The sequence below is a fragment of the Variovorax sp. PEI5 genome (genome assembly GCF_056679935.1).
The window spans coordinates 205816-230576 of sequence record NZ_JBWXPH010000002.1; the positions used below are offsets into that span (position 1 = coordinate 205816).

At 71.5% G+C, this 24761-nt stretch carries 20 protein-coding genes; 4 read left to right on the top strand and 16 right to left on the bottom strand.

What is annotated here, in order from left to right; translation table 11 throughout:
- Nucleotides 1–2 precede the first annotated feature (2 nt).
- The 3 genes from AC1MLT_RS17455 to AC1MLT_RS17465 form a co-directional block, all read right to left on the bottom strand.
- Complete coding sequence (locus tag AC1MLT_RS17455) at nucleotides 3–3260, bottom strand: efflux RND transporter permease subunit (protein WP_481035331.1); 3258 nt, start codon at nucleotides 3258–3260, stop codon at nucleotides 3–5.
- Between the two features lie 35 nt (nucleotides 3261–3295).
- Entirely contained in the window at nucleotides 3296–4540 is a 1245-nt protein-coding gene (locus AC1MLT_RS17460; protein ID WP_481035332.1) for an efflux RND transporter periplasmic adaptor subunit, read from the bottom strand.
- A gap of 214 nt (nucleotides 4541–4754) precedes the next feature.
- Nucleotides 4755–5660 carry an alpha/beta hydrolase gene (locus AC1MLT_RS17465; RefSeq protein ID WP_481035333.1) on the bottom strand — a complete coding sequence of 302 codons (906 nt, stop codon included), beginning with the start codon at nucleotides 5658–5660 and terminating at the stop codon, nucleotides 4755–4757.
- A 192-nt stretch (nucleotides 5661–5852) separates the two neighbouring features.
- Between AC1MLT_RS17465 and AC1MLT_RS17470 the strand changes: the two genes are divergently transcribed.
- Nucleotides 5853–6770 (top strand): LysR family transcriptional regulator, encoded by a 918-nt coding sequence (locus tag AC1MLT_RS17470; RefSeq protein ID WP_481035334.1) that lies wholly within the window; start codon nucleotides 5853–5855, stop codon nucleotides 6768–6770.
- Between the two features lie 14 nt (nucleotides 6771–6784).
- Here AC1MLT_RS17470 and AC1MLT_RS17475 read toward each other — a convergent pair whose 3' ends face one another.
- On the bottom strand, nucleotides 6785–8596 hold the full coding sequence (locus AC1MLT_RS17475) for a glycoside hydrolase family 15 protein (protein ID WP_481035335.1): 1812 nt from the start codon (nucleotides 8594–8596) through the stop codon (nucleotides 6785–6787).
- A gap of 79 nt (nucleotides 8597–8675) precedes the next feature.
- A complete protein-coding gene (locus AC1MLT_RS17480) occupies nucleotides 8676–9830 on the bottom strand; it encodes an epoxide hydrolase family protein (protein ID WP_481035337.1) in 1155 nt (384 codons plus the stop codon).
- A 120-nt stretch (nucleotides 9831–9950) separates the two neighbouring features.
- Here AC1MLT_RS17480 and AC1MLT_RS17485 point away from each other — a divergent pair, with 120 nt between their 5' ends.
- The gene (locus AC1MLT_RS17485) at nucleotides 9951–11111 is read left to right on the top strand and encodes a CaiB/BaiF CoA transferase family protein (RefSeq protein ID WP_481035338.1); all 1161 of its coding nucleotides are present in this window, start codon (nucleotides 9951–9953) and stop codon (nucleotides 11109–11111) included.
- A 22-nt stretch (nucleotides 11112–11133) separates the two neighbouring features.
- Here AC1MLT_RS17485 and AC1MLT_RS17490 read toward each other — a convergent pair whose 3' ends face one another.
- Both AC1MLT_RS17490 and AC1MLT_RS17495 read right to left on the bottom strand, forming a co-directional pair.
- Complete coding sequence (locus tag AC1MLT_RS17490; protein WP_481035340.1) at nucleotides 11134–12228, bottom strand: TauD/TfdA family dioxygenase; 1095 nt, start codon at nucleotides 12226–12228, stop codon at nucleotides 11134–11136.
- A 17-nt stretch (nucleotides 12229–12245) separates the two neighbouring features.
- Nucleotides 12246–13520, bottom strand: coding sequence for a CaiB/BaiF CoA transferase family protein (locus AC1MLT_RS17495; RefSeq protein ID WP_481035341.1), 1275 nt, complete (start codon nucleotides 13518–13520; stop codon nucleotides 12246–12248).
- A 103-nt stretch (nucleotides 13521–13623) separates the two neighbouring features.
- Between AC1MLT_RS17495 and AC1MLT_RS17500 the strand changes: the two genes are divergently transcribed.
- Complete coding sequence (locus AC1MLT_RS17500) at nucleotides 13624–14394, top strand: IclR family transcriptional regulator (protein ID WP_481035343.1); 771 nt, start codon at nucleotides 13624–13626, stop codon at nucleotides 14392–14394.
- 37 nt (nucleotides 14395–14431) lie between these two features.
- Here the strand turns inward: AC1MLT_RS17500 and AC1MLT_RS17505 are convergent, their stop codons facing one another.
- Together AC1MLT_RS17505 and AC1MLT_RS17510 are read right to left on the bottom strand one after the other, a co-directional pair.
- Nucleotides 14432–15340: an HpcH/HpaI aldolase/citrate lyase family protein gene (locus AC1MLT_RS17505; protein ID WP_481035344.1), complete on the bottom strand. Its 909-nt coding sequence runs from the start codon at nucleotides 15338–15340 to the stop codon at nucleotides 14432–14434.
- Nucleotides 15337–16302, bottom strand: coding sequence for a tripartite tricarboxylate transporter substrate-binding protein (locus AC1MLT_RS17510; protein WP_481035345.1), 966 nt, complete (start codon nucleotides 16300–16302; stop codon nucleotides 15337–15339). The genes AC1MLT_RS17505 and AC1MLT_RS17510 overlap by 4 nt, the downstream gene beginning before the upstream one ends.
- A 291-nt stretch (nucleotides 16303–16593) precedes the next feature.
- Between AC1MLT_RS17510 and AC1MLT_RS17515 the strand changes: the two genes are divergently transcribed.
- On the top strand, nucleotides 16594–17016 hold the full coding sequence (locus AC1MLT_RS17515; RefSeq protein ID WP_481035346.1) for a BLUF domain-containing protein: 423 nt from the start codon (nucleotides 16594–16596) through the stop codon (nucleotides 17014–17016).
- 119 nt (nucleotides 17017–17135) lie between these two features.
- Here AC1MLT_RS17515 and AC1MLT_RS17520 read toward each other — a convergent pair whose 3' ends face one another.
- From AC1MLT_RS17520 to AC1MLT_RS17550, 7 genes are all read right to left on the bottom strand, one after another.
- Nucleotides 17136–17384, bottom strand: coding sequence for a CsbD family protein (locus AC1MLT_RS17520; protein ID WP_481035347.1), 249 nt, complete (start codon nucleotides 17382–17384; stop codon nucleotides 17136–17138).
- Between the two features lie 184 nt (nucleotides 17385–17568).
- Nucleotides 17569–18804: an MFS transporter gene (locus tag AC1MLT_RS17525; RefSeq protein WP_481035348.1), complete on the bottom strand. Its 1236-nt coding sequence runs from the start codon at nucleotides 18802–18804 to the stop codon at nucleotides 17569–17571.
- A complete protein-coding gene (locus AC1MLT_RS17530; protein ID WP_481035349.1) occupies nucleotides 18801–19670 on the bottom strand; it encodes a universal stress protein in 870 nt (289 codons plus the stop codon). The genes AC1MLT_RS17525 and AC1MLT_RS17530 overlap by 4 nt, the downstream gene beginning before the upstream one ends.
- Nucleotide 19671: 1 nt before the next feature.
- Nucleotides 19672–21156, bottom strand: coding sequence for a SulP family inorganic anion transporter (locus AC1MLT_RS17535; RefSeq protein ID WP_481035350.1), 1485 nt, complete (start codon nucleotides 21154–21156; stop codon nucleotides 19672–19674).
- Nucleotides 21157–21442: 286 nt separating this feature from the next.
- Nucleotides 21443–22897 (bottom strand): chloride channel protein, encoded by a 1455-nt coding sequence (locus tag AC1MLT_RS17540; protein WP_481035351.1) that lies wholly within the window; start codon nucleotides 22895–22897, stop codon nucleotides 21443–21445.
- 86 nt (nucleotides 22898–22983) lie between these two features.
- Complete coding sequence (locus tag AC1MLT_RS17545) at nucleotides 22984–23217, bottom strand: hypothetical protein (protein ID WP_481035352.1); 234 nt, start codon at nucleotides 23215–23217, stop codon at nucleotides 22984–22986.
- 83 nt (nucleotides 23218–23300) lie between these two features.
- Nucleotides 23301–24491 carry an acyltransferase family protein gene (locus tag AC1MLT_RS17550; protein WP_481035353.1) on the bottom strand — a complete coding sequence of 397 codons (1191 nt, stop codon included), beginning with the start codon at nucleotides 24489–24491 and terminating at the stop codon, nucleotides 23301–23303.
- Nucleotides 24492–24761: the final 270 nt, after the last annotated feature.

The following is a 24761-nucleotide window of genomic DNA, read 5'->3' on the forward strand; positions in this document are numbered from 1 at the left end:
CTTCAGACTCCCTGGGTGGTGGGGTGGCCGTGGGGCGCGGGGACCCGCGCCAGGTCGCCCGGCGGCGCGAAGGCCTCGGCGTGCGTGGGGGGCTGGCCATGCTGCAGCAGCGGCCGGTTGCCGGCCAGGCGGCGCAGCGCGACATAGAACACCGGCGTCAGGAACAGGCCGAAGGCGGTCACCCCCAGCATGCCGGAGAACACCGCCACGCCCATGGCGCTGCGCATCTCGGCGCCGGCGCCGGTGGACAGCACCAGCGGCAGCACGCCCATGACGAAGGCCAGCGAGGTCATCAGGATCGGCCGCAGGCGCAGCCGGCTGGCCTCGATGGCGGCCTGCACGGGCGTGCGGCCGGCGAACTCCAGCTCGCGGGCGAACTCGACGATCAGGATGGCGTTCTTGGCGCTCAGCCCGACCAGCACGATCAATCCGATCTGCGTGAAGACGTTGTTGTCGCCGCCCGAGATCCAGACCCCGGTCATGGCCGCGAGCAGGCCCATCGGCACGATCAGGATGATCGACAGCGGCAGGGTCAGGCTCTCGTACTGGGCCGCCAGCACCAGGAACACCAGCAGGATCGCCAGCGGGAACACCAGGAAGGCGGAATTGCCGGCCAGGATCTCCTGGTAGGTCAGTTCGGTCCATTCGTAGCCGATGCCCTGGGGCAGGGTCTCGGCGGCGATGCGCTGGATCACCGCCTGCGCCTGGCCCGAGGACACGCCGGGCGCCGGCCCGCCATTCACATCGGCCGCGAGATAGCCGTTGTAGCGCATGGCGCGCTCGGGGCCGAAGCTCGCGCCGACCTTCATCAGCGCCGACAGCGGCACCATCTCGCCGGTGGTGGAGCGCACCTTGAGCAGGCCGACGTCCTCGGCGCGGGCGCGATAGGGCGCATCGGCCTGGACCCGCACCGAGTATGTGCGGCCGAACTTGTTGAAGTCGTTCGCGTACAGGCTGCCGAGGTAGATCTGCAGGGTGTCGAAGATGTCGGTCACCGGCACGCCCAGCTGGCGCGCCTTGGTGCGGTCGATGTCGGCATAGAGCTGCGGCACGTTGACCTGCCAGCTGGTGAACAGGCCGGCCAGCTCGGGCGCCAGCCGCGCCTTGTCCATGAAGGCCTTGACCGCCGCGTCCATGGCCTCGTAGCCGAGCGAGGCCCGGTCCTCCAGCTGCAGCTTGAAGCCGCCGGTGGTGCCCAGCCCGGCCACCGGCGGCGGCGGGAACATGACGATGAAGGCATCCTGGATGCCGGCGAAGGCCTGGTTGAGCTGGCCGGCGATGGCGCCGCCGCTCTGGTCCTTGCGGCGCCGCTGCTCGAATGGCTTGAGCGTGACGAACACCACGCCCGAGTTGGAGCTGTTGGTGAAACCGTTGATCGACAGGCCGGGAAACGCGATCGCGTCCTCGACGTCGGGGTTCTTCTTGACCAGCTCGCCCATGCGGTGGATCACGTCCTCGGTGCGGTCGAGCGTGGCGCCATCGGGCAGCTGCGCGAAGCCGATCAGGTACTGCTTGTCCTGGGCCGGCACGAAGCCGCCGGGCACCACCTTGAAGAGTCCGAAGGTCGCGCCGACCAGCGCCAGGTAGACCACCAGCATCAGCGTCTTGCGCGAGATCACGCCGCCGACGCCGCGTCCGTAGGCCTCCGAGCCGCGATGGAACAGCCGGTTGAAGGCGCGGAACAGGCCGCCCAGGACACGGTCCATGCCGCGCGTCAAGGCATCGCGCGGCTGGTCGTGGCCGCGCAGCAGCAGCGCCGCCAGCGCCGGCGACAGCGTCAGCGAGTTGATCGCCGAGATCACCGTCGAGATCGCGATGGTGACGGCGAACTGGCGATAGAACTGGCCGGTCAGGCCGCTGATGAAGGCCAGCGGCACGAACACCGCGACCAGCACCAGGGCGATGGCGACGATCGGGCCGGAGACCTCGCGCATCGCCTTGTAGGTGGCCTCGCGCGGCGCCAGGCCGGACTCGATGTTGCGCTCGACGTTCTCCACCACCACGATGGCATCGTCCACCACGATGCCGATCGCCAGCACCAGCCCGAAAAGCGACAGCGCGTTGATCGAGAAGCCCAGCAGGTGCAGCACCGCGAAGGTGCCCACCACCGACACCGGCACCGCCAGCAGCGGGATGATCGAGGCGCGCCAGGTCTGCAGGAACAGGATCACCACCAGCACCACCAGCGCGATGGCCTCCAGCAGGGTGTGGATGACCGATTCGATCGAGGCCCGCACGAACTGCGTCGGGTCGTAGGCGATGCGGTATTCGACGCCCTCGGGCATGCCGCGGGCCAGCTCGTCCATGGTGGCGCGCACGTCGCGCGAGATGTCCAGGGCGTTGGAGCCGGGCGACTGGAACACGCCCATGCCGACGGCGGCGTCGTTGTTGAGCAGCGAGCGCAGCGAATAGTCGGCCGCGCCCATCTCCAGGCGGCCGATGTCGCGCAGCCGCGTGACCTGGGTGGCGGCGCCCTCGCCGCCGGGGCTGCCGGTCTTGACGATGATGTCGCCGAACTCCTCCTCGCTCTGCAACCGGCCCTGCGCGTTGATCGACAGCTGCATGTCGACGCCCGAGAGCCCGGGCGAGGCGCCGACCACGCCGGCGGCGGCCTGGATGTTCTGGCCGCGGATGGCCGCCACCACGTCGCTGGCCGAGAGGCCGCGCTGCGCCACCTTCTGCGGATCGAGCCAGACCCGCATCGCGTAGTCGCCGCCGCCGAAGATCTGCACCTGGCCGACGCCGCCGATGCGCGCGAGGCGGTCCTTGACGTTGAGCACGGCGTAGTTGCGCAGGTAGTTGATGTCGTAGCGCCCGTTGGGCGAGACCATGTGCACCACCATCGTCAGGTCGGGCGCGCTCTTGACGGTGGTGATGCCGAGCCGGCGCACCTCCTCGGGCAGGCGCGGCTCGGCCTGCGAGACGCGGTTCTGCACCAGCTGCTGGGCCTTGTCGGGATCGGTGCCCAGCTTGAAGGTCACGGTCAGCGTCATGACGCCATCGGTGGTGGCCTGGCTGCCCATGTAGAGCATGCCCTCGACGCCGTTGATCTGTTCCTCGATCGGCGTGGCGACGGTCTCGGCGATGACCTTGGGGTTGGCGCCCGGGTACTGGGCGCGCACCACCACCGAGGGTGGCGCGACTTCCGGATATTCGGAGATCGGCAGGCCGCGCAGCGCGACCAGGCCGGCGATGAGCATCAGCACCGACAGCACGCCGGCGAAGATCGGCCGGTCGATGAAGAATCTGGAGAGGTTCATGGGAAGGACTCGATGGCGGGAGGGGGGGCCGGGGCTCAGGTGTTGGCGGCCAGCCGGGCCGGCGCGGCCGCGGGCGTGGCCTGGGCATCCATCGGCACCGCCTGCGGCGCGACCACGGTGCCCGGGCGCACGTGCTGCAGGCCGTTGACGATCACGCGCTCGCCGGCCTTCAGCCCGGCGCTGACCACGCGCAATCCGTGGGCCGGCGCGCCGAGCGTGACCTCGCGGTACTCGGCCTTGTCGCCGGCGCCGACGACCAGCACGAACTTGCGGCTCTGGTCGGTGCCGATGGCGCGCTCGCTCACCAGCACCACCCGGCTGGCATGCGCCTGGCCCATGCGGATGCGGGCGAACTGGCCGGGGATCAGGGTGCCGTCGGTGTTGTCGAAGGCGGCGCGCACGCGCACCGTGCCGCTGCGAGCATCGACCTGGTTGTCGATCAGCTGTAGCCGGCCCTCGAATGGCGTGCCCTCGGTGGCCGCCGTGCCCATGCGCACCGGGATGCGCGCCAGGCCGGCGCGGATGCCGGCGGCGCCGGCGACGTCCTTCAGGGCCCGGCCGACGGTCTGCTCGTCGGCGTCGAAGCTGGCGTAGATCGGGCTGACCGACACCAGCGTCGTCAGGACCGGCGAGCCCGGGCCGGCCGACACCAGGTTGCCGACCGTCACCTCCAGCCGGCCGACGCGGCCCGCGACCGGAGCGCGGACCTGGGTGTAGCCCAGGCCGAGCCGGGCCGTGCGCAGGGCGGCCTGCGCGGCGGCGAGGCTGGCCTCGGCCTCGCGGGCGGCATTGGCGCGCTCGTCGAATTCGCGCTGTGCGATGGCCTTCTCCTCCCACAGGCGGCGCGAGCGTTCCTGCTCGCTGCGGCTGAACGAGGCCCGGGCCAGGGCCGACGCGACCTGCGCCTCGGCGCGCTCGACCTCGGCCGCGTAGGGCGCCGGATCGATGGTGATCAGCAGGTCGCCCTTCTTCACCAGCGAGCCTTCCTGGAAGTGCACCGCCTGCAGCGCCCCGGCGACGCGCGAGCGCACGTCGACCCGCTCCACCGCCTCGAGCCGGCCGGAGAACTCGTCCCAGGCCGTGACCTCGGTCTGCGCGACCGTGGCGACCGAGACCGTCGGTGCCGGCGGCGCGGCGGCGGCGGGCTCGCCGGCATCGGCGCTGCGCAGTCCGAACAGCGCGGCGGCGAAGGCGGCGACGGCGGTCAGCAGGGTCAGGGTCGGCCACAGGCCGCGGCGGGCCAGGGACGACAGTCGTTGGTTGGAAGGATGGTGGGACATGATGAAACTCCTCGTTGGCTGTTGTCGGGGCGAAGGCGGCCCCCGGCGCGCCGGCGACGGAGCGCGGCGTGCGGGTGGCGGATGGCGGTCGGTGGCGGCGGCGGGGTCCGGGCCGGCCATGCGGCGGCCCGGACCGGAGCCGCCTGAGCGGGCGGCGCCCGGTGATCACGGGGGTGGCGGGGAGGGCGGGCCGTGGCTCGCCGTCGGGGCGGCGCTAGTGCGGCGGCTTGGGCGCGGGAGCCGGTCGGGTCTGCTCGAAGAACAGGCGGAACTGGCGCAGTACCGACGCCGAGCAGGGACAGGCGGAGTCGGCGGTCGCCGGATCGGCCAGGGCCTCCGGCCAGCCCTGGGCGCTGGCCAGCACCTGGCTGGACACCGGGATGCCGGCGTCGTGCAGCCGCTTCGCATAGGCCAGGGCCTCGTCGCGCATCGGATCGTCCTGGCCGGCCAGCACCAGCGTCGGCGCCAGGTCGGCCAGGCGACGGGCGCCGCCGGGCACGGCATAGGGATGCTCGGCATCGCGCGGGCGCTGGAGGTAGTCCTTCCAGCCCTGGAAGTACTTGCAGCCGCTGGCCTCGGCATCGTCGGTGGTGGCCTCGCGCATCGATGCCGTGCCGACGCAGGGGTCGAGCATCGGCGACAGCAGCAGCTGCCCGGCCAGTGGCGGGTGCGCGCGGTCGCGGGCGATCAGTGCCAGCGAGGCCGCCAGGTTGCCGCCGGCCTCCTCGCCGGCCAGGTAGACCGGCGCGCCCCTGCCGGCCAGTTTGGCGCGCTGCCGGTAGAGCCAGACCAGGGCCTCGTAGCCGACCTCGATCGCATCGGGGAATGGATGCAGCGGCGCCAGCGGATAGGCCATCGACACCACCGCCGCGCCGGCCTCGACCAGCAGGCGCGCCACGCAGCGGCCATCGTCGAGATCGCCGCAGGCGAAGTTGCCGCCATGGAAGTGCAGCACCAGCGGCCGCGCCGGGGTGCCCGCCGCGACGCGGCCGGCGCGCGCCCCGTAGGTCCGCGCCGGGACCGGCTCGCGGCCGGCCAGCTCGATCACGATGTCGTGCTCGCCGGGCAGCAGCGCGGTCGGCGACGTGGCGTCGGCGGGGGGCGTGGGGCGGGTGGACATGAGGGGCTTCGGGTGAGGGCGGAGTGGATGGGGCGTGGGAGTCGACTGTAGGGGCCCGGAAGGCCATGCCGACGCGTGCGCCGGCACTGCACTGTTTCCATGCCGCTCACAATTGCACCACAGCGCGGGGCGAGAATTACCCCATGCTGCGGAGGGCCGCACGCACCCACAGAGAGCGCAAAGCAACCACCTATGGATCAGATCCAGGCCATGCGGATCTTCGCCCGCGTCGTCGAATCCGGCAGCTTCACGCGAGCGGCCGATTCGCTGGCCCTGCCCAAGGGCACGGTCACCAAGCAGATCCAGGCGCTGGAGGCGCGCGTGCGCGTCAAGCTGCTCAACCGCACCACCCGCCGCGTCACCGTGACGGCCGATGGCGCCGCCTACTACGAGCGCGCCTCGCGCCTGCTGGTCGACCTCGACGATCTCGACGCCAGCATGACCAACGCCCAGTCGACGCCGCAGGGCCGGCTGCGCATCGACGTCGGCTCGGCCACCGCCAGCCTGCTGCTGATCCCGGCGCTGGCCAGCTTCTACGAGCGCTATCCCGACATCCAGCTCGACATCGGCGTCGGCGACCGGGTGGTCGACCTGGTGGCCGACAACGTCGATTGCGTGATCCGCTTCGGCGAGGTCACCGACCAGTCGCTGGTGGCGCGGCGCATCGGCCACCTGCCCTTCGTCACCGTGGCCGCGCCGGCCTATCTGCGGCGCCATGGCGTGCCGCTGCATCCCCAGGACATCGAGCGCAAGGGCCATCGCCTGGTCAACCAGTTCACGCCCGGCGGGCGCCGCGTGTACGCGCAGGAATTCAACCGCGATGGCGAGCGCATCGAGCTGACGATGCCCTACCGGATCGCCGTCAACGAGGTCACGGCCCACACCAGCGCCGTGCTCGCCGGGCTGGGGCTCTCGCAGATGCTGACCTTCATCGCCGAGCCGCACCGGGCGACCGGGGCGCTGGTGCAGGTGCTGCCCGAGTGGAGCCGCGACCCGCTGCCGGTGTATGTGGTCTATCCACCCAACCGGCACCTCAGCGCCAAGGTGCGGGCCTTCGTCGACTGGGCGGCGGAACTGTTCGCCCGCCACCCGCACCTGCAGCGCGCCTGAGGCGGCACTGGCACTCAGGGCTGCCAGAGCGAGCGCTTGCCCGGATCGAGCCTGCGATCGATGAAGTAGGCCGCGCTGATGAACGCCAGGTGCGTCAGCGCCTGCGGGAAGTTGCCCAGCTGCAGGCCGCGCGCGTCGAGCTCCTCGGCGAAGAGGCCGAGCGGACTGCCATAGCGGATGCCCTTCTCCAGCTGCAGTTGCGCCTCGTCCATGCGGCCGGCGCGCGCCAGGCATTCGGCGTACCAGAAGGTGCAGGTGGTGAAGGCGCCCTCCGTGCCCTCCAGGCCGTCGTCGTTGCGATAGCGATAGACCAGACCGTCGTCGCACAGCTCCTCGCCGATGGCGTCCAGCGTGCGCAGCCAGACCGGATCGGTGGCGGAGACGAAGCGCACCAAGGGCATCAGCAGCAGCGACCCGTCGAGTTCGGTGCCGCCGCGCGCCTGCACGAAGTAACCATGCTCGGGATGGCGGAAGTGGGCCCAGACGTCCTCCGTGATGGCATCGCGGCAGGCGGCCCACTCGGCGATCGGCGCCGGCAGCGAGCGTTGGGTCGCCAGCCGGATGGCGCGATCGAGCGCGACCCAGCACATCACGCGCGAATGCAGGAACTCGCGCGGTTCGGAGCGCACCTCCCAGATGCCGGCGTCGGCGTCGCGCCAGTGCGCCATGACATGCGTGATCAGGTCGCGCACGTGGGCCCAGCCCTGGCGGCTGATGGCGTGGCCGTACTTGTTGGAGAGATAGACGCTGTCCATCAGCTCGCCGAAGATGTCGAGCTGGTCCTGCTCGTGGGCGGCGTTGCCGATGCGCACCGGCCGGCTGCCGGCATGGCCCGCGAGATGCGGCAGCTCCTGCTCGTCCGGCGTCGGCGAGCCGTCGAGCGCATACATGATGCGCAGCGGCCGGGCGTCGCAGGCCTCGTTGATGCGTCCGCTGACCCAGGCGTGGAACTTCTCCGCCTCCTCGACGAAGCCCAGTCGCATGAAGGCATAGACGGTGAAGGAGGCATCGCGGATCCAGGCCGCGCGATAGTCCCAGTTGCGGCCGGCGCCGATGGCCTCCGGCAGCGAGAAGGTGGCCGCCGCCGCGATCGAGCCATGGCGCGCCGAGGTCAGCAGCTTCAACGCCAGCGCCGAGCGCATGACCTGCTCGCGCCAGCGGCCCCGGTAGTGGCTGTGGCCCAGCCAGTGGCGCCAGGCCTCCACCGTGGCCGTGATGTTGGCCGCCACCGTGGCATCGTCCGGCGGTGCGAGGTGGTCCTCGCCCAGCACGAACCAGGCCTGCTCGCCGGGCCGCAGGGTGAAGCGCGCCAGCGCGGCGCCGCCGGTGGCCTCCAGCGGCACCGAGGCCTGCAGCCGGACCGCCAGCGCGCGCCCGGCGAAGCGCACGCCGCCTTCGACGGCCTCGACGGCCGGCACCTCGCGCGCATAGTCGAAGCGCGGCGTGCAGGCGACCGTGAAGTCGATCGTGCCCCGGGTGACGCGGATCTGGCGGATCAGGCTGCGCGCATTGAGGCGGAAGTGGTCGCGCAGGTCCGGGTAGGGCATCAGGTCGATGACCTCGGCGCTGCATTCCTCGGCCATCCAGCGCGTCATCAGCACGTTGGTCTCGGGCAGGTAGAGCTGCAGCATGCGCGGCGCGACCAGCGCCGGCGTGATCGAGAAGGCGCCGCCATCGCCCGGCGAGAGCAGGTCGGCGAAGATCGACGGACTGTCGAGCGACGGCCAGCAGAGGTAGTCGAGCGTGGCGTCGCCGGCCACCAGCGCGGCCGTCTCCATGTCGCCGATGATGCCGTGGTCGCCGATGCCGCGCAGGGGTTCAGTCATAAGGATCCAGTAGACCGCAAGCCGTTTGGCCCTCGATCTCCTGCGGCCTTGCGGCCGCCCCCAGGCACCCGGCCGTCGCTCAGGTGCCGCGCAGTGGCCGGTAGAAGGCCCGGATCTCCTCGGCCAGGGCCGCCGGCTGCTCCATCGCCGCGAAGTGCCCGCCGTGCGGCATCACGCTCCAGCGGCGGATGTCGGTGAAGGTGCGCTCGGCCAGCGAACGCGGCGGCCGCACGATCTCGGTCGGGAATTCGCAATACCCCATCGGCACGTCGACGGTCGCGCCATCCGGGATCGGCCACGGGCCGTGGTGGCGCGCGTAGTAGGGCCAGAACGACGAGCCGATCGCGCCGGTGAACCAGTAGAGCGACACGTTGGCCAGGATCTCGTCCTTGCCGAAGACCGATTCGACATCGCCGCCGCAGTCCGACCAGGCGCGCATCTTCTCCGCGATCCAGGCCGCCAGGCCGACCGGCGAATCGGTGAGGCCATAGGCCAGGGTCTGCGGCCGGGTGCCCTGCTGGGTGCTGTAGCCGGTCTCCTCGCTCAACCAGTGCTGGAGTTCGCCCAGGTACCTGCGGTCGGCCTCGGAGGCATCGGGGCGTGGCTTGGCGTCGCGCCGCAGGGGCAGCAGGTTCAGGTGCACGCCGATCGTGTGTTGGGGATGCGCGAAGCCCAGCCGCGCCGACACCGAGGCGCCCCAGTCGCCGCCCTGCGTGGCGAAGCGCCGGTAGCCCAGCACGTCCGCCATCAGGGTCGCGAAGGCATCGGCCATCTGCTCGACCGACAGGCGTGGCTGTCCCGGCGCGAAGGAGAAGCCATAGCCCGGCAGGCTCGGCGCCACCACCGTGAAGGCATCGGCCGGATCGCCGCCGAAGCGCTCCGGATGGGTCAGGCGCGGGATCAGGGCGAGGAACTCGAACACCGAGCCCGGCCAGCCATGCGAGAGCAGCAGCGGCAGGGGCGCGGGGCCCTCGCCGGGCGCGTGGATGTAGTGCAGCTCGATGCCCGCGAGCGGCACCTTGAACTGCGGGAAGGCATTCAGGCGCGCCTCCTGCGCGCGCCAGTCGAAGCGCGTGCGCCAGTGCTCGGCGAGCTCGCGCATCCAGGCCAGGTCGGTGCCGGTGGCCCAGGGCGCGCCCGGGGGCTGGTCGGGGAAGCGGGTCAGCGCCAGGCGCATCTTCAGATCGTCGATGGCGGCATCGGGCACGTGGGCCCGGAAGGGTGTGGGCGTCATGGGCCGAATCTAGCGAAGCGCCGCCGGCGCCGCCAGCGCCACAGACCCGTGCGCGACTCGGCCGGCCGCGCCGCCGTCGCGGGGCATGCCAAGATCGTCGTCCAACCGAGGAGATCGACGATGGCGGGACCACTGGCGGGGCTGCGGGTGATCGAGATGGCGGGCATCGGCCCCGGGCCGTTCTGCGCCATGCTGCTGGCCGACATGGGCGCCGAGGTGATCCGCATCGCGCGGCCCGGCACGCCGGACGATCCGCACGACATCCTGGCGCGCGGGCGCAGCGCGACGTTGCGCATCGACCTGCGCGCCGCCGGTGGCGCGGCGGCGGCGCCGGTGCTCGACCTGGTCGCGCGCGCCGAGGTGCTGATCGAGGGCTTCCGCCCCGGCGTGATGGAGCGCCTGGGACTGGGGCCGGAGGCCTGCCACGCGCGCAATCCGCGGCTGGTCTACGGCCGCATGACCGGCTGGGGCCAGCACGGCCCGCTGGCGCACGCGGCCGGCCATGACATCAACTACATCGCCCTCAGCGGCGCGCTGCATGCCATCGGCCGGCCCGGCGAGGCGCCGGTGCCGCCGCTCAACTACGTCGGCGACTTCGGCGGTGGCGCCATGCTGCTGGCCTTCGGCATCCTGGCGGCGCTGCGCGAGACGGAGCGCTCGGGGCGTGGGCAGGTGATCGATGCCGCCATGACCGATGGCGCGGCCCTGCTGTCGGCGATGCTGTATGGCTTCAAGTCGGCCGGGCAGTGGAGCAACCGGCGCGGCGCCAACCTGCTCGATGGCGGCGCCCATTTCTACGACACCTATGCCTGCGCCGATGGCCGTCATGTGGCGGTCGGCGCCATCGAGCCGCAGTTCTACGCGCTGCTGCGCGAGCGGTGCGGCATCGCCGGCGACCCGGCCTTCGATGCCCAGATGGACCCGGCGCGCTGGCCCGAACTCAAGCAGCGGCTGGCGGCGATCTTCCGCACCCGGACGCGCGATGCCTGGTGCGCCCTGTTCGAGGGCACCGATGCCTGCGTCGCCCCGGTGCTGGACTGGGACGAGGCGCCGGCGCATCCGCACAACGTGGCGCGCGGCACCTTCACCGAGGTGGATGGCGTGGTGCAGCCGGCGCCGGCGCCGCGCTTCAGCCGCAGCGTGCCCGATCCGCTGACGGCGCGCGCGACCGGCGCGGCCGACGCGGCGGCCGTGCTGCGGCGCTGGGGCCTGGAAGAGGGCGCCATCGGCCCGCTGGGCGCGGCGGCGGGCCGGCCGGCCGCGACGGACCCGGCGCGCTGACGGCCGGGCGCGGGGGCCGTCCTCAGTCGACCATGCGGCTGGTCACGCCGGCGAGCACGTCCTGGTCGTGCTTGGAGGGCAGCTCCATCAGCCGGCGGCGGTTCAGGCTCCACAGGCGCATGTCCTCGTCGGTGTGGAAGACCTGGCGCGGCGGCATCTTCGGCCAGCTCTCCACGCGCAGCCACATGCGCAGCAGGTGCCGGCGCTCGGCCAGTTCCTTGGCGTCCTCGTAGTCGGTGCGGCCGTGGACCATGATGCGGTTGTTCAGGAACTGGATGTCGCCATCGCGGAAGCCCATGTCGAGATAGTGCTCCGGCATCGCCGCCGCCTTGCGCACCTGGTAGAGCGCCTGCGACTCCTGCTCGGTGTAGGGGCGCTGGCCGCTCTTCTCGGCCAGTCGCGCATAGCCGGTGGGCAGGTAGCAGACGACCTCGCCATCCTGCTCGGCGAAGAACGGCACCTTGTGCTCGCTGTAGGTGCGCGTGGCGTGGCGGCCGTCCTCGTCGGTGCGCTTGAGGTCCAGGCCCTCGCGCAGCACGTCGAGCAGCTCGGGGTGCTGGCTCGCCATGTAGTTGTGCACCGTCAGCGCGCTGGTGATGCGGCTCTCGCCGCCCGACAGCGCCGTGCGCAGGCACATCAGGCCGATGATGTCGCAGGAGTCGGTGTGCATCAGCTGGCCGCCGCCCTTGCGGTAGCCGCGCGACAGGGGCTCGTAGTCGCTGACGTTGACCACGTGGCCGATCAGGTCGCCGAGGTAGGACTGCGTCATGGTCGTGCCGACATACGCGCCGAGGCCGAAGTACACGCGCGCCATGTCGTCGTCGCTGTAGCGCTCGCGCGGCAGGCCGCGCAGCATCAGGAAGCCGCAGCCGTCGCGCAGGCGCGCGGGCAGCGACTCCATCAGGCGGCCGACGGCGTCGAGCGGGAAGTTCCGGCGCGTGATCTCCGGGAAGTCCAGGTCGCCCAGCGACTTCAGGTGCGCGAGCGCGGCGTCGATCTCGGCGATCTCGGCGGCGCTCAGCTCGTGCAGGCCTTCGCGCTTCCAGTCGATCTCGGGGCCCTTCCAGGCACCCGGCGCGACGATCTCCCGTCCCAGTTGTTGCTGCGGTTTGCTCATTCGATGCTCCTTGTGGTTCATTCGGAAGCCGTGGCGGCGGCGGCGGCGGCGCCGGACGTGGGCGTGGGCGCCTCCTCGACGATCACGCCGCGCCGCACCAGGTCGGCGAAGGCGGCGTCGTCGAGCAGCGTCGACAGGATCGCGTGGTTGTGCTGGCCGCAGCGCGGGGCGCTCTGGTAGAGGTTGCCCGGCGTGGCCGACAGGCGCGGCAGCACGTTGTGCATCGGCAGGCTGCCCAGCTCGTCGTCGGGCACCTCGACGATGGCCTCGCGCTCCACCACATAGGCATCGTCGAGCAGCTGGCTGGCGTCGTTGATCGGCCCGATGGTGATGCCCTCGCGGTCGAAGAACTCGAGATTCTCGGCCAGCGAACGCGCGGCGACGAAGCCGCCGACGATGCGATCGACCTCCTCGATGTTCTGCAGTCGCGCGCCATTGGTGGAGAAGCGCGGGTCGTCCATCATCGCGGGGTGGCCGATGGCCGTGAACAGGCGCGCCGCCATCGCCGGCGATGCCGTCGACAGGCAGACCCAGTGCCGGTCGGCGGTGAGGTAGGCATTGCGCGGCGCCGTGGTGTTGGAGCGGCTGCCGGTGCGCGGCTTGAGCTTGCCCGTGAAGCGGAAGTTGGCCACCTGCGGCCCGAGGATCGACAGCATCGGCTCGAACAGCGAGAGGTCGATGACCTGGCCGCGGCCGTCGCCGGTGCGCACGCTCCACAGCGCCATCATGGTGGCGCTGGCGCCATACAGGCCGGCCGTCATGTCGCCCAGGAAGATCGGCGGCAGCACCGGGGCGCGGTCGTCGAAGCCGTTGATGGCGGCGAAGCCGCTGTAGCCCTCCACCAGCGTGCCGAAGCCCGGCTTGTGGCGATACGGTCCGGTCTGGCCCCAGCCCGACAGCCGCACGATCACGAGCCTCGGATTGGCCGCCAGCAGGGGCTCCGGGCCCAGGCCCATGGCCTCCAGCACGCCGGGCTTGAAGCTCTCGACCAGCACGTCGGCATCGGCGGCCAGCCGCCGCACCAGGTCCCGCGCCTGCGGCGTGCGCAGGTCGAGGCAGACGCTGCGCTTGTTGCGGCAGTAGGTCTTCCACCAGATGTCCAGGCCGTCGGTCTTGAAGTTGCGCAGGGAATCGCCCGCCGGCGGCTCGATCTTGACGACGTCGGCGCCGAAGTCGGCCAGCTGCAACGTCAGCATGTTGCCGGCCACCAGGCGGCTCAGGTCGATCACCCGCAGGCCCTGCAGGGGACCGCTGGGGCTGGGCGCGAAATCGACGGGGTGCAGGGCGCTCATCAATGTCTCGATCCGGTTCTTATTAAAACAGACATCATGTCTATTTTGCGATTCTATGCCGTGGTCGCCGCATGTCAATGACTTACCATCGCCCCCGATCACCATGAAACAAACTGCCAAAGAAGATCCCGGCGTCGCTTCCGTCAACCGGGCGCTGTCGATGCTGCTCGCCTTCCGCGACAGCGTCGACGGCATGAGCCTGGCCGAGCTCTGCGAGGCCACCGGCCTCTATCACAGCACCGCGTTGCGGCTGTGCGAGTCGCTCGAGCACTTCCGCTTCGTCAAGCGCATGGCCGATGGGCGCTATCGCCTGGGGCCCATGCCGTTCCAGCTGGGCACGGTCTACCAGAACTCGTTCCGCCTGGGCGACTACGCGCTGCCCATCCTGCGCGAGCTCGTGGGCGCGACGCGCGAGGTCGCCGCCATCTATGTGCGCGAGGGCGACGAGCGCATCTGCGTGCATCGGCTGGAGCACCCGCGCAGCGTGCGCATGCATGTGCGCGAGGGCGATGCCTTCGCGCTGGCCACGGGCGCGGCGGGACGGGTGCTGCTGGCGTTCTCGGATGCGCCGGGCGAGGCGTTCGATGCCGTGCGCGCGGCGCACTACGCGGTCTCGCAGGGCGAGCGCGACGCCGAGAGCGCCGCGATCGCCTGCCCGGTGTTCGGCATCGACCAGAAGCTGGTGTGCGCGATCTCGCTGGGCCTGCCACGCTTCCGCTTCGATGCCGAGGCCTTCGCCGCCAGCCTGCCGCACGTGATGGCGGCCGGCGCCCGGCTGACCTCCGACCTCGGCGGCGACCCGGCCCCGTTCGCGCCGCCGTTCGCCCGCCTCAAGGGTCTGCAACTGCCACGCGCGGCGCGTCGGCGCGACTAGGGGCGTCGCGACCGGAGGCGTCGCGGGCCGGCCATGCTCAGGCCGGCACGCCGAAGGCCTCGTGCCGCGCCAGCACCCGCTTCGCGCGCTCCACCAGCGGCGCGTCGACCATCTTCCCATCGAGCTGGAAGGCGCCCCGGCCGGCCGCCAACTGCCGCGCGCCCTCGTCGACCAGGCGGCGCGCGCGCGCCGCCTCGTCCGGCGAGACGCCATAGGCGCGGTTGACGATCGGCACCTGGCGCGGATGGATGCAGGTGGCGGCATCGAAGCCGAAGTTGCGCGAGCGCCGCACCATGTCGCCGAAGGCCTGTTCGTCGGTGAAATCGACCACCGTGCCCAGGTAGCCGATCGGCATCACGCCGGCGGCGCGGGCGGCGATGACCATCATCTGCTTGGGCAGCAGCAGGGTGTCCTCGCCGACCGTGAAGCCGCACTCCAGTGCGAAGTCCTCGGCGCCCAGGCTCATGCCGACGATGCGCGGCGAGGCGCCGGCGATCTCGCGCATGGCCTCGAAGGCCTGCGGCGTCTCGATCATCACCACCAGTCGCGTGTGACCCGATGGCAGGCCCTGGCGCGCCTCGCATTCGTCCACCACCTCGGCCAGCAGCCGCACGTGGTCGGGCGAGGCGACCTTGGTCAGCGACAGCGCCCGCACGTCCGGGCCGACGGCGGCCTCGATGTCGCGCACCGCCATCGCCAGCGGGCGGTTGATGCGCACCAGCACCTGGGCGCCGGCCGCGGCGAGCCGGCGCGCGGTGTCGCGCACCAGGGCGCGTGCGTCGTCCTTGGCCTCCGGCGCGATGCTGTCCTCGAGGTCGAGCTGGATCGCGTCGGCGCCGGCGCGCGGCGCCTTCTCGACGAAGCGCGCCACGTTGACCGGCACATACAGGATCGAGCGCCAGCCGGGCAGGGCGGCGTGGGGGGCGGGGGTCGCGTTCGGGATCATTCGGACTTGATGCCGCGCTCGGCCGCCAGCTTGCGCCACTTGGCGGTCTCGGTGGCGACATAGGTCGCGAACTGGGGCACGTCCAGCGTGCCGGGTTCGGTCGATTCGCGCTCGAACAGCTCGCGCATCTCGGCGCCATCGGCGATGCGGCGGATCTCGGCGTTGAGCCGTTCGACCAGCGGACGCGGGGTCTTCGGCGGCGCATAGACGCCCCACCAGGATTCGACCTCGAAGCCGGGCACCACCTCCGCGATGGCCGGCAGCTCGGGCATGAAGCGCGAGCGCTTCTGCGAGGTGACGGCGATCGGCCGCACTTGGCCGGCCTTGAGCGGGCCGGTCACCGAGGCCGCCGTGGTGATCATCATCTGCAGGTTGCCGCCCATCATGTCGGTGACCGCGTTGGAGATGCCCTTGTAGGGCACGTGCGTGGCGTTGGCGCGCGCCATCGAGTTCAGCAGCTCGGTCGCCATCTGGCCGATCGAGCCGACGCCGGCCGAGCCGTAGTTCATGTTCTTGTTGGTGCGCATGGCCTGCACGACCTGCTCGCTGGTGGTGTAGGGCGTCTCCTTGCCCGCGATCAGCAGCATCGGCCCGCGATTGAGCAGCGCCACCGGCGCGAAGGACTTGACCGGGTCGTAGGCCGGCTTCTCCTGGATCGCGGCATTGGTGACGAAGCTCACCGAGGTCAGCAGCAGCGTGCCGCCATCGGGCTCGGCCTGCGCCACCGCGATGGCGCCGATGGCCCCGCCGGCGCCGGGCCGGTTGTCCACCAAGACCGGGGTGTTGAGGGAAACCGAGAGCTTCTGCCCCAGCGCGCGGGCGAACAGGTCGTTGCTGCCACCGGGCGAGAACGGAACCACGATCTTGATGATCTTGGGGATGCGCACCTCCTGGGCCAGCGCGGAGGCGCCGATGCCGAGCGTGGCGGCCGCCAGCAAGGCGATCCGAATGACGAGCTTCAAGGTTGTCTCCTCAAAATAGACATGATGTCTAAAAGTTTGAGGAAGTATATCGACGGGGTCCGTGGCTGTCCAACGCGATGGGCCGGGCCAGGTCGTGCCGGGGCGACGACCCGGCCATGGGCATGGGCGACGGCGGGCTCGTCCGTGCGCTTGATTTCCATCCGTTTGGCAGAATCCACGCATGCGTTCCACCCGTATGTACCGACGGGCTTCGACCGCAACTGGAGTCCCCCCGCTCGATCGATGCCCGAGTCGAAGCAGCGATCGCCATAGAACCTTCCATCCAGTCACATGCTTTATCGCCTGATCTATGCCAGCCGCTCGTGCGTCCCCACCGACGACGATCTATCGGAAATCCTGGAATGGTCCCGCGCCCACAATCCGGAGATGGGTGTCACGGGTGTCCTGTGCCTGCTCGATGGCACCTACATCGAGCATCTCGAAGGTGAGGAGTCGACGGTCAAGTCGCTGTTCGAACACATACGGCACGACCACCGGCATCGCGACGTGACCATCCTGGACGAGCGCGCCATCGCTCGCCGGGCGTATCCGGACTGGTCGTTGGCGCTGCGGATCTGGGACGAGCGGACGAAGGCGATCTTCCGCAGCTTCTCGCCGGGACAGAATCTGGATCTGTACAAGAGCGATCCGAGCACGGCGGCGCCCCTGGTCAAGGCGTTGACGAGGGCGGAGAACTGGATCTTCCAACCCTGACGATCGTTCCGCGGACGCGGGATCGGAGTTGCCGATGCCGGACGGCGGCATCCGTCACCACCCGCGTGGCGCGGGCGGGGTGGAGGGGTCGCGCCATCGATGCGCGCGACCCGTGGACCTCAGCGCTTGGCCCAGATCGCGCCGACGACGAAGAACACGCCGGCGACGATCGCCACGGTGCCGATCGGGTTCTTGACGGCCGATTCGCGCAGCTGTTCGACGATCTCGCCATAGCCATATTGCGCATCGCCGGCGGCACGGCGGGCCTTGCCCTTGATCTGGCTGCCGGTGTCGCCGGTGGCGGCGCCGAATGCTTCCTGCACGCGGCCGGCGATGTTCTGGATCGTGCCTTCGGTCTTGTTGAACATGTCTGGTTTCCTTGAGTTGGGTTGAGGAGCGGGGAGGAGCGGGCCGCCGGGTCGCGTAACGCGGATCGGACACCGGTGCGCCATCTCGGCGAACGCATTCATCCTAGCCCGTGCGAGGCGGCCGGCGACGGGCGGACCGGCACGCCCGCGCGTAGTGCTTCGGCACCATTTCCTGTAGTTCGATTCAGGCTCCGGAGCCGCGCGATCGGCGTCGCGCCAGGAGCCTGGCAGGATCGCGGGCGCACAGGCCGGCCACCGCGACGACCGCCGCCAGCCCCAGCGCCTGGGTCGACAGCGACACGCCCCGGTCGATCAGCAGGCCCGTCAATGCCGGCGCCAGGCCGCTGGCGAGCACGTTGCCGCCCTCGGTCAGGGCCCGGATCCGGCCCAGGCGATGGGTGCCGTAGAGCTCGGCCCAGAGCGCGGTGCCCAGCACGCCGGAGGCCGCGGCGCCGAGGCCGAACAGCAGCATGTAGAGCGGCACCGCGACATCCGACCCCACCAGCGCGATCACGCCCATGGCCAGGCCCAGCGGCATCGCCAGCCAGGGCAGCAGGCCGGCGGCGGAGCGCCGGTCGAGCAGCGGGCCGACCAGCACGAGCGAGCCGGCGCGTGCCACCGCGTAGGCCACGAACCAGCTGGCGATCCAGCCCAGCGCCCAGCCCTTCTCCTGCGCCAGACGGGTCTGGTGGAAGAACATCGCCGTGGTGATGAAGGGCGAGCACAGCAGGATCGGCAGGCGGCGCAGGAAGGCGGGATCGCGCCACAGGGCGCTCTCGGCCGGGCCCGACGGTGGCTGGCCGGCGGCCATCGCGCGGGCCGGCCCGAAGCCCGGGCGCGCCAGCGTCAGCGCCAGGGCCAGGCCCAGCAGCACGGCGCCGGCGCACAGCAGCCAGACCGGTCGCCAGTCCAGCGCGCCGATGCCCCGGACCGCTGCGATCGGGAACAACGCCTCGCCCAGGGCCAGACCCAGCGCCGCCAGGCCGATGGCCTTGCCGCGATCGGCCGGCAGGGCGCGCGCGATGGTGGTCATGGCGGTGTGCGCCATCAGGCCCTGGCCGGCCAGGCGCAGCAGATACAGGCTGAGCACCAGCACCGGCAGGTTGGGACTCCACGCCAGCAGCAGGCAGGCGCCCGCCAGCACCAGCCCGACCGCCATCGTGAAGCGCCGCACGCTCACCGTGTCGACCAGCCGGCCGACCCAGGCCATGGTGGCGGCGCTGGCGATCGTCGCGGCGGCATAGGCGGTGCCGAAGTCGCCATCGGAGAGCTGGAAGTCCTGCCGGATGCGGGCGCCGGACAGGGCGATGAAGAAGGTCTGCCCGGCGCTCGACAGCGCCATCAGCACACCGCCGAAGCACAGGATGCGCCAGTGCCGGGCGACCAGGCTGCGGTAGCCGGTGGGGAGCGGCGCCGTCATCGCAGGATCAGCACCGGCGCCGGACTGGTGCGCAGCAGCGTGGTGGTGACGCTGCCCAGGATCAATTCGCGGATGCGCGAGTGCCCATAGGCGCCCATCACCAGCAGGTCGATCGCATGCGCCTCGACCTGCGCGCGCAGCACCTCCTCGGGCGCGCCGTCGACCATGGCGAGCGTGCACGCGAAGCCGGCGTCCTCCAGCATCCGGTGGGCCCAGTCGGCCTGCTCGAGGCTCGCCGCCGTGCGCGGGCCGACCACGGCGAGGCGGGCATCGAGGCCGCGCAGCAGCGGGCTGGCCGCCACCGCCCGCACCATGCGCCGGCCGGTGTCGCTGCCGTCGAACGCCACCAGGAAATTCCGGGGCGGCGCGAACGGCCGGCTCGCCGCCAGCACCGGCGCGCGCAATGCCCGCACCACGCTCTCGACCTCGTGGTCGAGGTGGATGCGTGGCAGCGCGCGTTCGCGCCGGTGCGGGCCCAGGACCGCCAGGCGGGTGACGGGTTCGAGCTCCTGCAGGGCCTCGACCAGCGGGCCGTGGCGCTGCCGCGTCCCGGCCCCGTCGATGCCAGCGGCGGCGGCGCGCGCGCGGGCCTGCCCCAGCAGCCGGCGGCCGAGCTCCAGTGCGACGCGGCTGCGCTGCTCGTCGAGCGAGGCGAGCTCATGCATCAAGGCCGGCTGGGCCTCCAGGCCCAGGGAGCCGCTGAGGTCGTCCGAGCGGGCGCGTTCCGGGTGGTGATCCACCACGTGCAGGAATTCGAGCGGCGCGCCCAGGCGGCCGGCCGCCCAGACGGCCCAGTCGCAGACGGCGGCGGTGGCGCTGGAGCCATCGACGCAGGCGAGGACGTGGCGCATGTCGGGTTCGTCCATGTCAGTGGCCTCCGATCACGTGTTCGTCGGCGCCGGGCTTGTCGTGCCGGCCGAAGCGGTCGACCAGCGTGGTGCTGGCCTCGTTGAGGCCGATCACCTCCACCGCCACGCCCTCGCGCCGGAACTTCAGCACCACGGCATCGAGCGCGCCGACGGCGGTGATGTCCCAGAAGTGCGCCCGGCTCACATCGATGCGCACGCGCTCGACCGCCTCCTTGAAGTCGAATGCCATCGTGAAGGACTGCGACGAGGCGAAGAAGACCTGGCCGGTGACGTCGTAGCAGCGCGTGCGGCCGTCGTCCTGCGTCGTCGAGCGCACGGCCATGAAGCGGCCGACCTTGTGGGCGAAGAAGATGCCGCTGAGCAGCACGCCGACGAACACGCCCTTGGCCAGGTCGTGCGTGGAGACCACCACCGCCACCGTCGCCAGCATCACCAGGCTGGAGCTCGGCGGATGTCGCGTCAGGTTGCGCAGCGAACCCCAGCTGAAGGTGCCGATCGACACCATGATCATCACCGCCACCAGCGCCGCCATGGGGATCTGCTTCACCCAGGGACCGAGCACCAGCACCATGAACAGCAGGAAGACGCCAGCGGCCAGGCACGACAGGCGACCGCGCCCGCCGGACTTCACGTTGATGACCGACTGGCCGATCATGGCGCAGCCGGCCATGCCGCCGATCAGCCCGGCGGCGATGTTGGCCACGCCCTGGCCGGCGCACTCGCGGCTCTTGTCGCTGGCGGTGTCGGTCAGCTCGTCGACGATCGAGGCGGTCATCATCGACTCCAGCAGGCCGACGACGGCCAGCGTGGCGGCATACGGGAAGATGATGCGCAGGGTCTCCCATGTCAGCGGCACGTCCGGCAGCATGAACACCGGCAGGCTGTCGGGCAGGCGGCCCATGTCGCCGACGGTGCGGATGTCGAGCCCGAGCGCCATGCTCAGCGCCGTCAGCACCACGATGCACACCAGCGGCGAGGGCACGGCGCGGGTCAGGTAGGGGAAGAGATAGATGATGGCCAGGCCGGCCGCCACCATCGCGTAGACGGTCCAGCCGACATCGGTGAGCTCCGGCAGTTGCGCCAGGAAGATCAGGATCGCCAGCGCGTTGACGAAGCCGGTGACCACCGAGCGCGAGACGAAGCGCATCAGCTCGCCCAGGCGCAACGCGCCGGCGACGATCTGCAGCACGCCGGTCAGCAGGGTGGCGGCCAGCAGGTACTGCAGGCCGTGGTCCTTCACCAGCGTGACCATGACCAGGGCCATGGCGCCGGTGGCGGCGGAGATCATGCCGGGCCGCCCGCCGGTGAAGGCGATGACGACGGCGATGCAGAAGGAGGCATAGAGGCCGACCTGGGGGTCGAGGCCCGCGATGATGGAGAAGGCGATGGCCTCGGGGATCAGGGCCAGGGCGACCACGATGCCGGCGAGCAGGTCGCCGCGCACGTTGGACAGCCACTCGCGGCGGAAGGAGGAAATGGACATGGAAGGAATCAAGGGAAATCGATGAATGCGGGCAGCGCCACGGCCGGGCCGCGACGATGCCGATGGCGCGCGCCGACCACGGCCGTGGGCCGCGCCGGACGCGCGTGTCCCCGGGGCCGATGGAACGGCGGCGGGCGGCGCAGGAGATGGAGCCCCGGACGCGGGGCGGCGGCACGGGCGCTACGGCGGCGCCACGGCGCGGAAGTGGCCGCGCGGCAGCTCGCGCACCCGGAAATCGACCGGGTGCGCGCGCGACAGGCGGGGGCAGTGGCGCATGGTGGCGGGCCTAGTGCGAACGCGCGTCGGCGGCGCCGGCGCTCGGTGCGTGGGAGGGGCGCGATGTCACCGGCACGCGCGCATCGGCGGCGGCGGTGTCGAGCGCGGTGCCGGCGGTGGTGGTCTTGACCCCGGCGGCCGGCGCGGGCGGCTGCGCTTCCAGGGCGCGCGCGACCATGTGCTCGGCCAGCGTCTCGTAGAGCGGCCGGCTGATCATGCGCGAGACCAGGCTGGCGAGCATGGCGCTGGCCATCAGGCTGAGCACCATCGAGTGGCCGTCGACCATCTCCATCACGATGATGAAGGCCGTCAATGGCGCCTGCGTCACCGCCGCCAGGAAGCCGGCCATGCCCATGGCGATCAGCGCCGGGCCGAGCGTGGGATTGGCCAGCTGCGCGATGCCGTCGCCGATGCCCGCGCCGATCGACAGCGAGGGCGCGAAGATGCCGCCCGGCACGCCGCACCAGGCAGTCAGCCAGGTGGCGATGAACTTCAGCAGCGTGTAGAGCGGCGTGAGTTCGTCGTGGCCGGCGAGCATCTGCTTGACCGACTCGGAACCGGCGCCGAAGGTGATGCCGCCGGTGACCACGCCGATCAGCGCCACCACCAGCCCGCCGACCGCCGCGAAGCGCACCGGCCAGCGCGCGCGCCAGTGATTGAGCCGCTGCGGCGAGCCGGTCAGCGAGGCGATCATCAGCCGCGCGAACAGGCCGCCGGCGATGCCGCTGGCCAGCGCCACGCCCAGGCCCGGGCCCAGCAGGGCCCAGCCGAGTGGCGGCACCCTGATGATGCCGAAGTAGCTCAGGTTGCCGAACACCGAGACCGCGACCAGGCCGGCCAGCACGATGGCGGTGATGATGACGCCGCTGGCGCGCGCCTCCAGCCGGCCCGAGAGTTCCTCGATGGCGAAGACGACGCCGGCCAGCGGGGCGTTGAAGGCGGCCGCGATGCCGGCGGCGCCGCCGGCGATCAGCAGCGCGCGGGCATCGATGGTGCTGCGCGGCGACAGCCAGCGCCGCGCGTGCTGCATGACGCCGGCGGCCACCTGCACCGACGGGCCCTCGCGACCGATCGACAGGCCGGCGGCGAAGCCCGCCACGCCCAGCGCGATCTTCGCCACGGTCAGCCGCAGCGATGCGAACAGGCCGCGCTGGCCGGCGCCCAGCGTCGGATCGAGCGCGGCCTTGACCTGCGGGATGCCCGAGCCGGCAGCGCCCGGGAACCAGCGGCGCGTGACCCAGACGATGGCCGCCGTGACGGCGGGGGTCCACAGCAGCGGCGCCCAGGGCGCGGCGTGGTGCAGCCGCTCGAACAGGCCGAAGGCCCACTCGGCCGCGATCGTGAAGCCGACCACGAACAGCCCGGCGGCCACCGCGTAGCCCAGCACGATCGCCCGGTCCAGCCAGCGGCGCCAGCCCGACAGTTCGGCGCGCAGGTTCTCGAGGAAATCGGGTTCGTGGTTCATGAACGATTCATTGTGGCAGTTGGCGCGGTCGCCCCGCGCGCGCCACTGCGGCACCCGCCACGCCGACACCCCGGCGGCCCCTGCGATCAGCCGATCTTGAACGTGAACTCCCGTCGGCCGTCCGCGCTGCGCAGCTTGGCCGTCGCCGGATCGAGGACCAGCGGTTCGAGCGACTCCTCCAGGAAGAAGCGGTCGCCGCCGGTCTGGACGATGGCGCCACGCGCCGTGCGCGTCACCTGGCGCTCGCTCACGACCCGCACGGCATGCAGCCGGCCCTCGGAATCGGTGACGTGGAGATGGTTGTGGGTCGGATGCTGCATCGCTGGGACTGGCTGCTGACGGACGACGGACGCCGTCCGCCCGGGGCGGGAGAGGGATCGGAGGAAGGAAGGCGGCATGGCGTTCACGGGCCGCCACCGAGCGCGTGGGCGAAGGCGGCGGGCGCCGCATTCGCCGCCGGCGCGCGCGCACCGATGAAGCGGCGCTCGACCTGGTCGTACGACAGCGCGGCCAGCAGCACCGACAGCGCGACGCCGACGCCGCCGAGCAGCGCGAAGGCCGGGACCGGCAGCGTCGTGACGTCGAACAGGAAGTGGTGGCACAGCCCGAAGAGCACGAACAGCACCGTCATGTGCAGCAGGTAGAGGCTGTAGCTCACCGTGCCCAGGGCGCTGATGGCGCGGCCGGTCAGCAGGCGGGGGCGCAGCAGGCACAGCGCGAGGAACAGCAGCGCGACGTGCAGTCCCTGCATCTCCTTGAGGCCGGCGAGCGCATCCCAGTTCAGCGCCATCGACAGGGCGACGGTGACGGCCAGCACCGCCAGTGGCGCGCGCAGCACGCGCGCCGTGGCGATGGCGGGCAGCAAGGTGGCCGCCGCGCCGACGATGAAGTAGAGCCAGATGCCCGCGCCCAGCATCGGCACCAGCAGCAGGGTGAAGACCCCGAGCGACACCGGCGCGTTCATGTGGCCGAAGCGCCGCAGCGCGAACAGCAGCGGCAGCACGGCGTAGAAGCGCCATTCGATCGCCAGGGTCCAGTTCACGCCCAGCAGGCGGCCGAGATCGAAGCCGTCCACGCTCGGCAGCACGAAGATGCCGAAGGACATCAGGTGCGGCAGGGCATGGAACATCGCGCCGAGGTCGGCGAAGTCGGCATCGATCACCACGGCCGCCACCGCCAGCGTCGCCAGCGCCGCCACGGCATAGGCCGGCACCAGCCGCCGGATGCGGCGGACGAAGAACTCGGTCCAGTCGACATTGCGCGAACCCAGGATCTTGCCGGCGAACAGATAGCCGGTGATGCAGAAGAACAGTTGCACGCCGACGACGCCCAGGTAGTTGGCCAGGCGCACGGCCTCGGGATCGACCGTGGTTCCCAGCTGGAGGTGGTTGGCGATCACCAGCGGCACGTGGTTCATGAGCACCAGCGTGGCGGCGAAGCCGCGCAGGCCGTCGATCCAGGCGGTCTGCGGCGGACTGGCGCCGGCCAGCGCGGGCTTCCAGCGCGCGACGGCGCCCGCGCTGGCCAGCGCGACGAGCAGGAAGCAGAGGGCCAGCAGGGCCACGGCGACCGGCGGGAAGAGGGCAGAAGTCATGGTCGCTCCACATGAACGGGACCAGAAAGGTGGAGCGGACTCGTCGCCAGGGTCGGATCACGGCGGGCGCGGGGCCCGCGTTCGGCGACCGGGGGGAAGTCCGGCTCGGAAGTGAGGGCCGCAGCGCACGCGGAGGTGGCTGATGGCCGGGCCACGCCGGCGGCTCGACGGCCGGTCGGACATGGCGGTGCGCGATCGACGACCGAGGGTCGACGATCCCGCTGGCGCAGGCGTGTCAAGGGAAGGCGCCGGACGAAGGCCGACGCATGC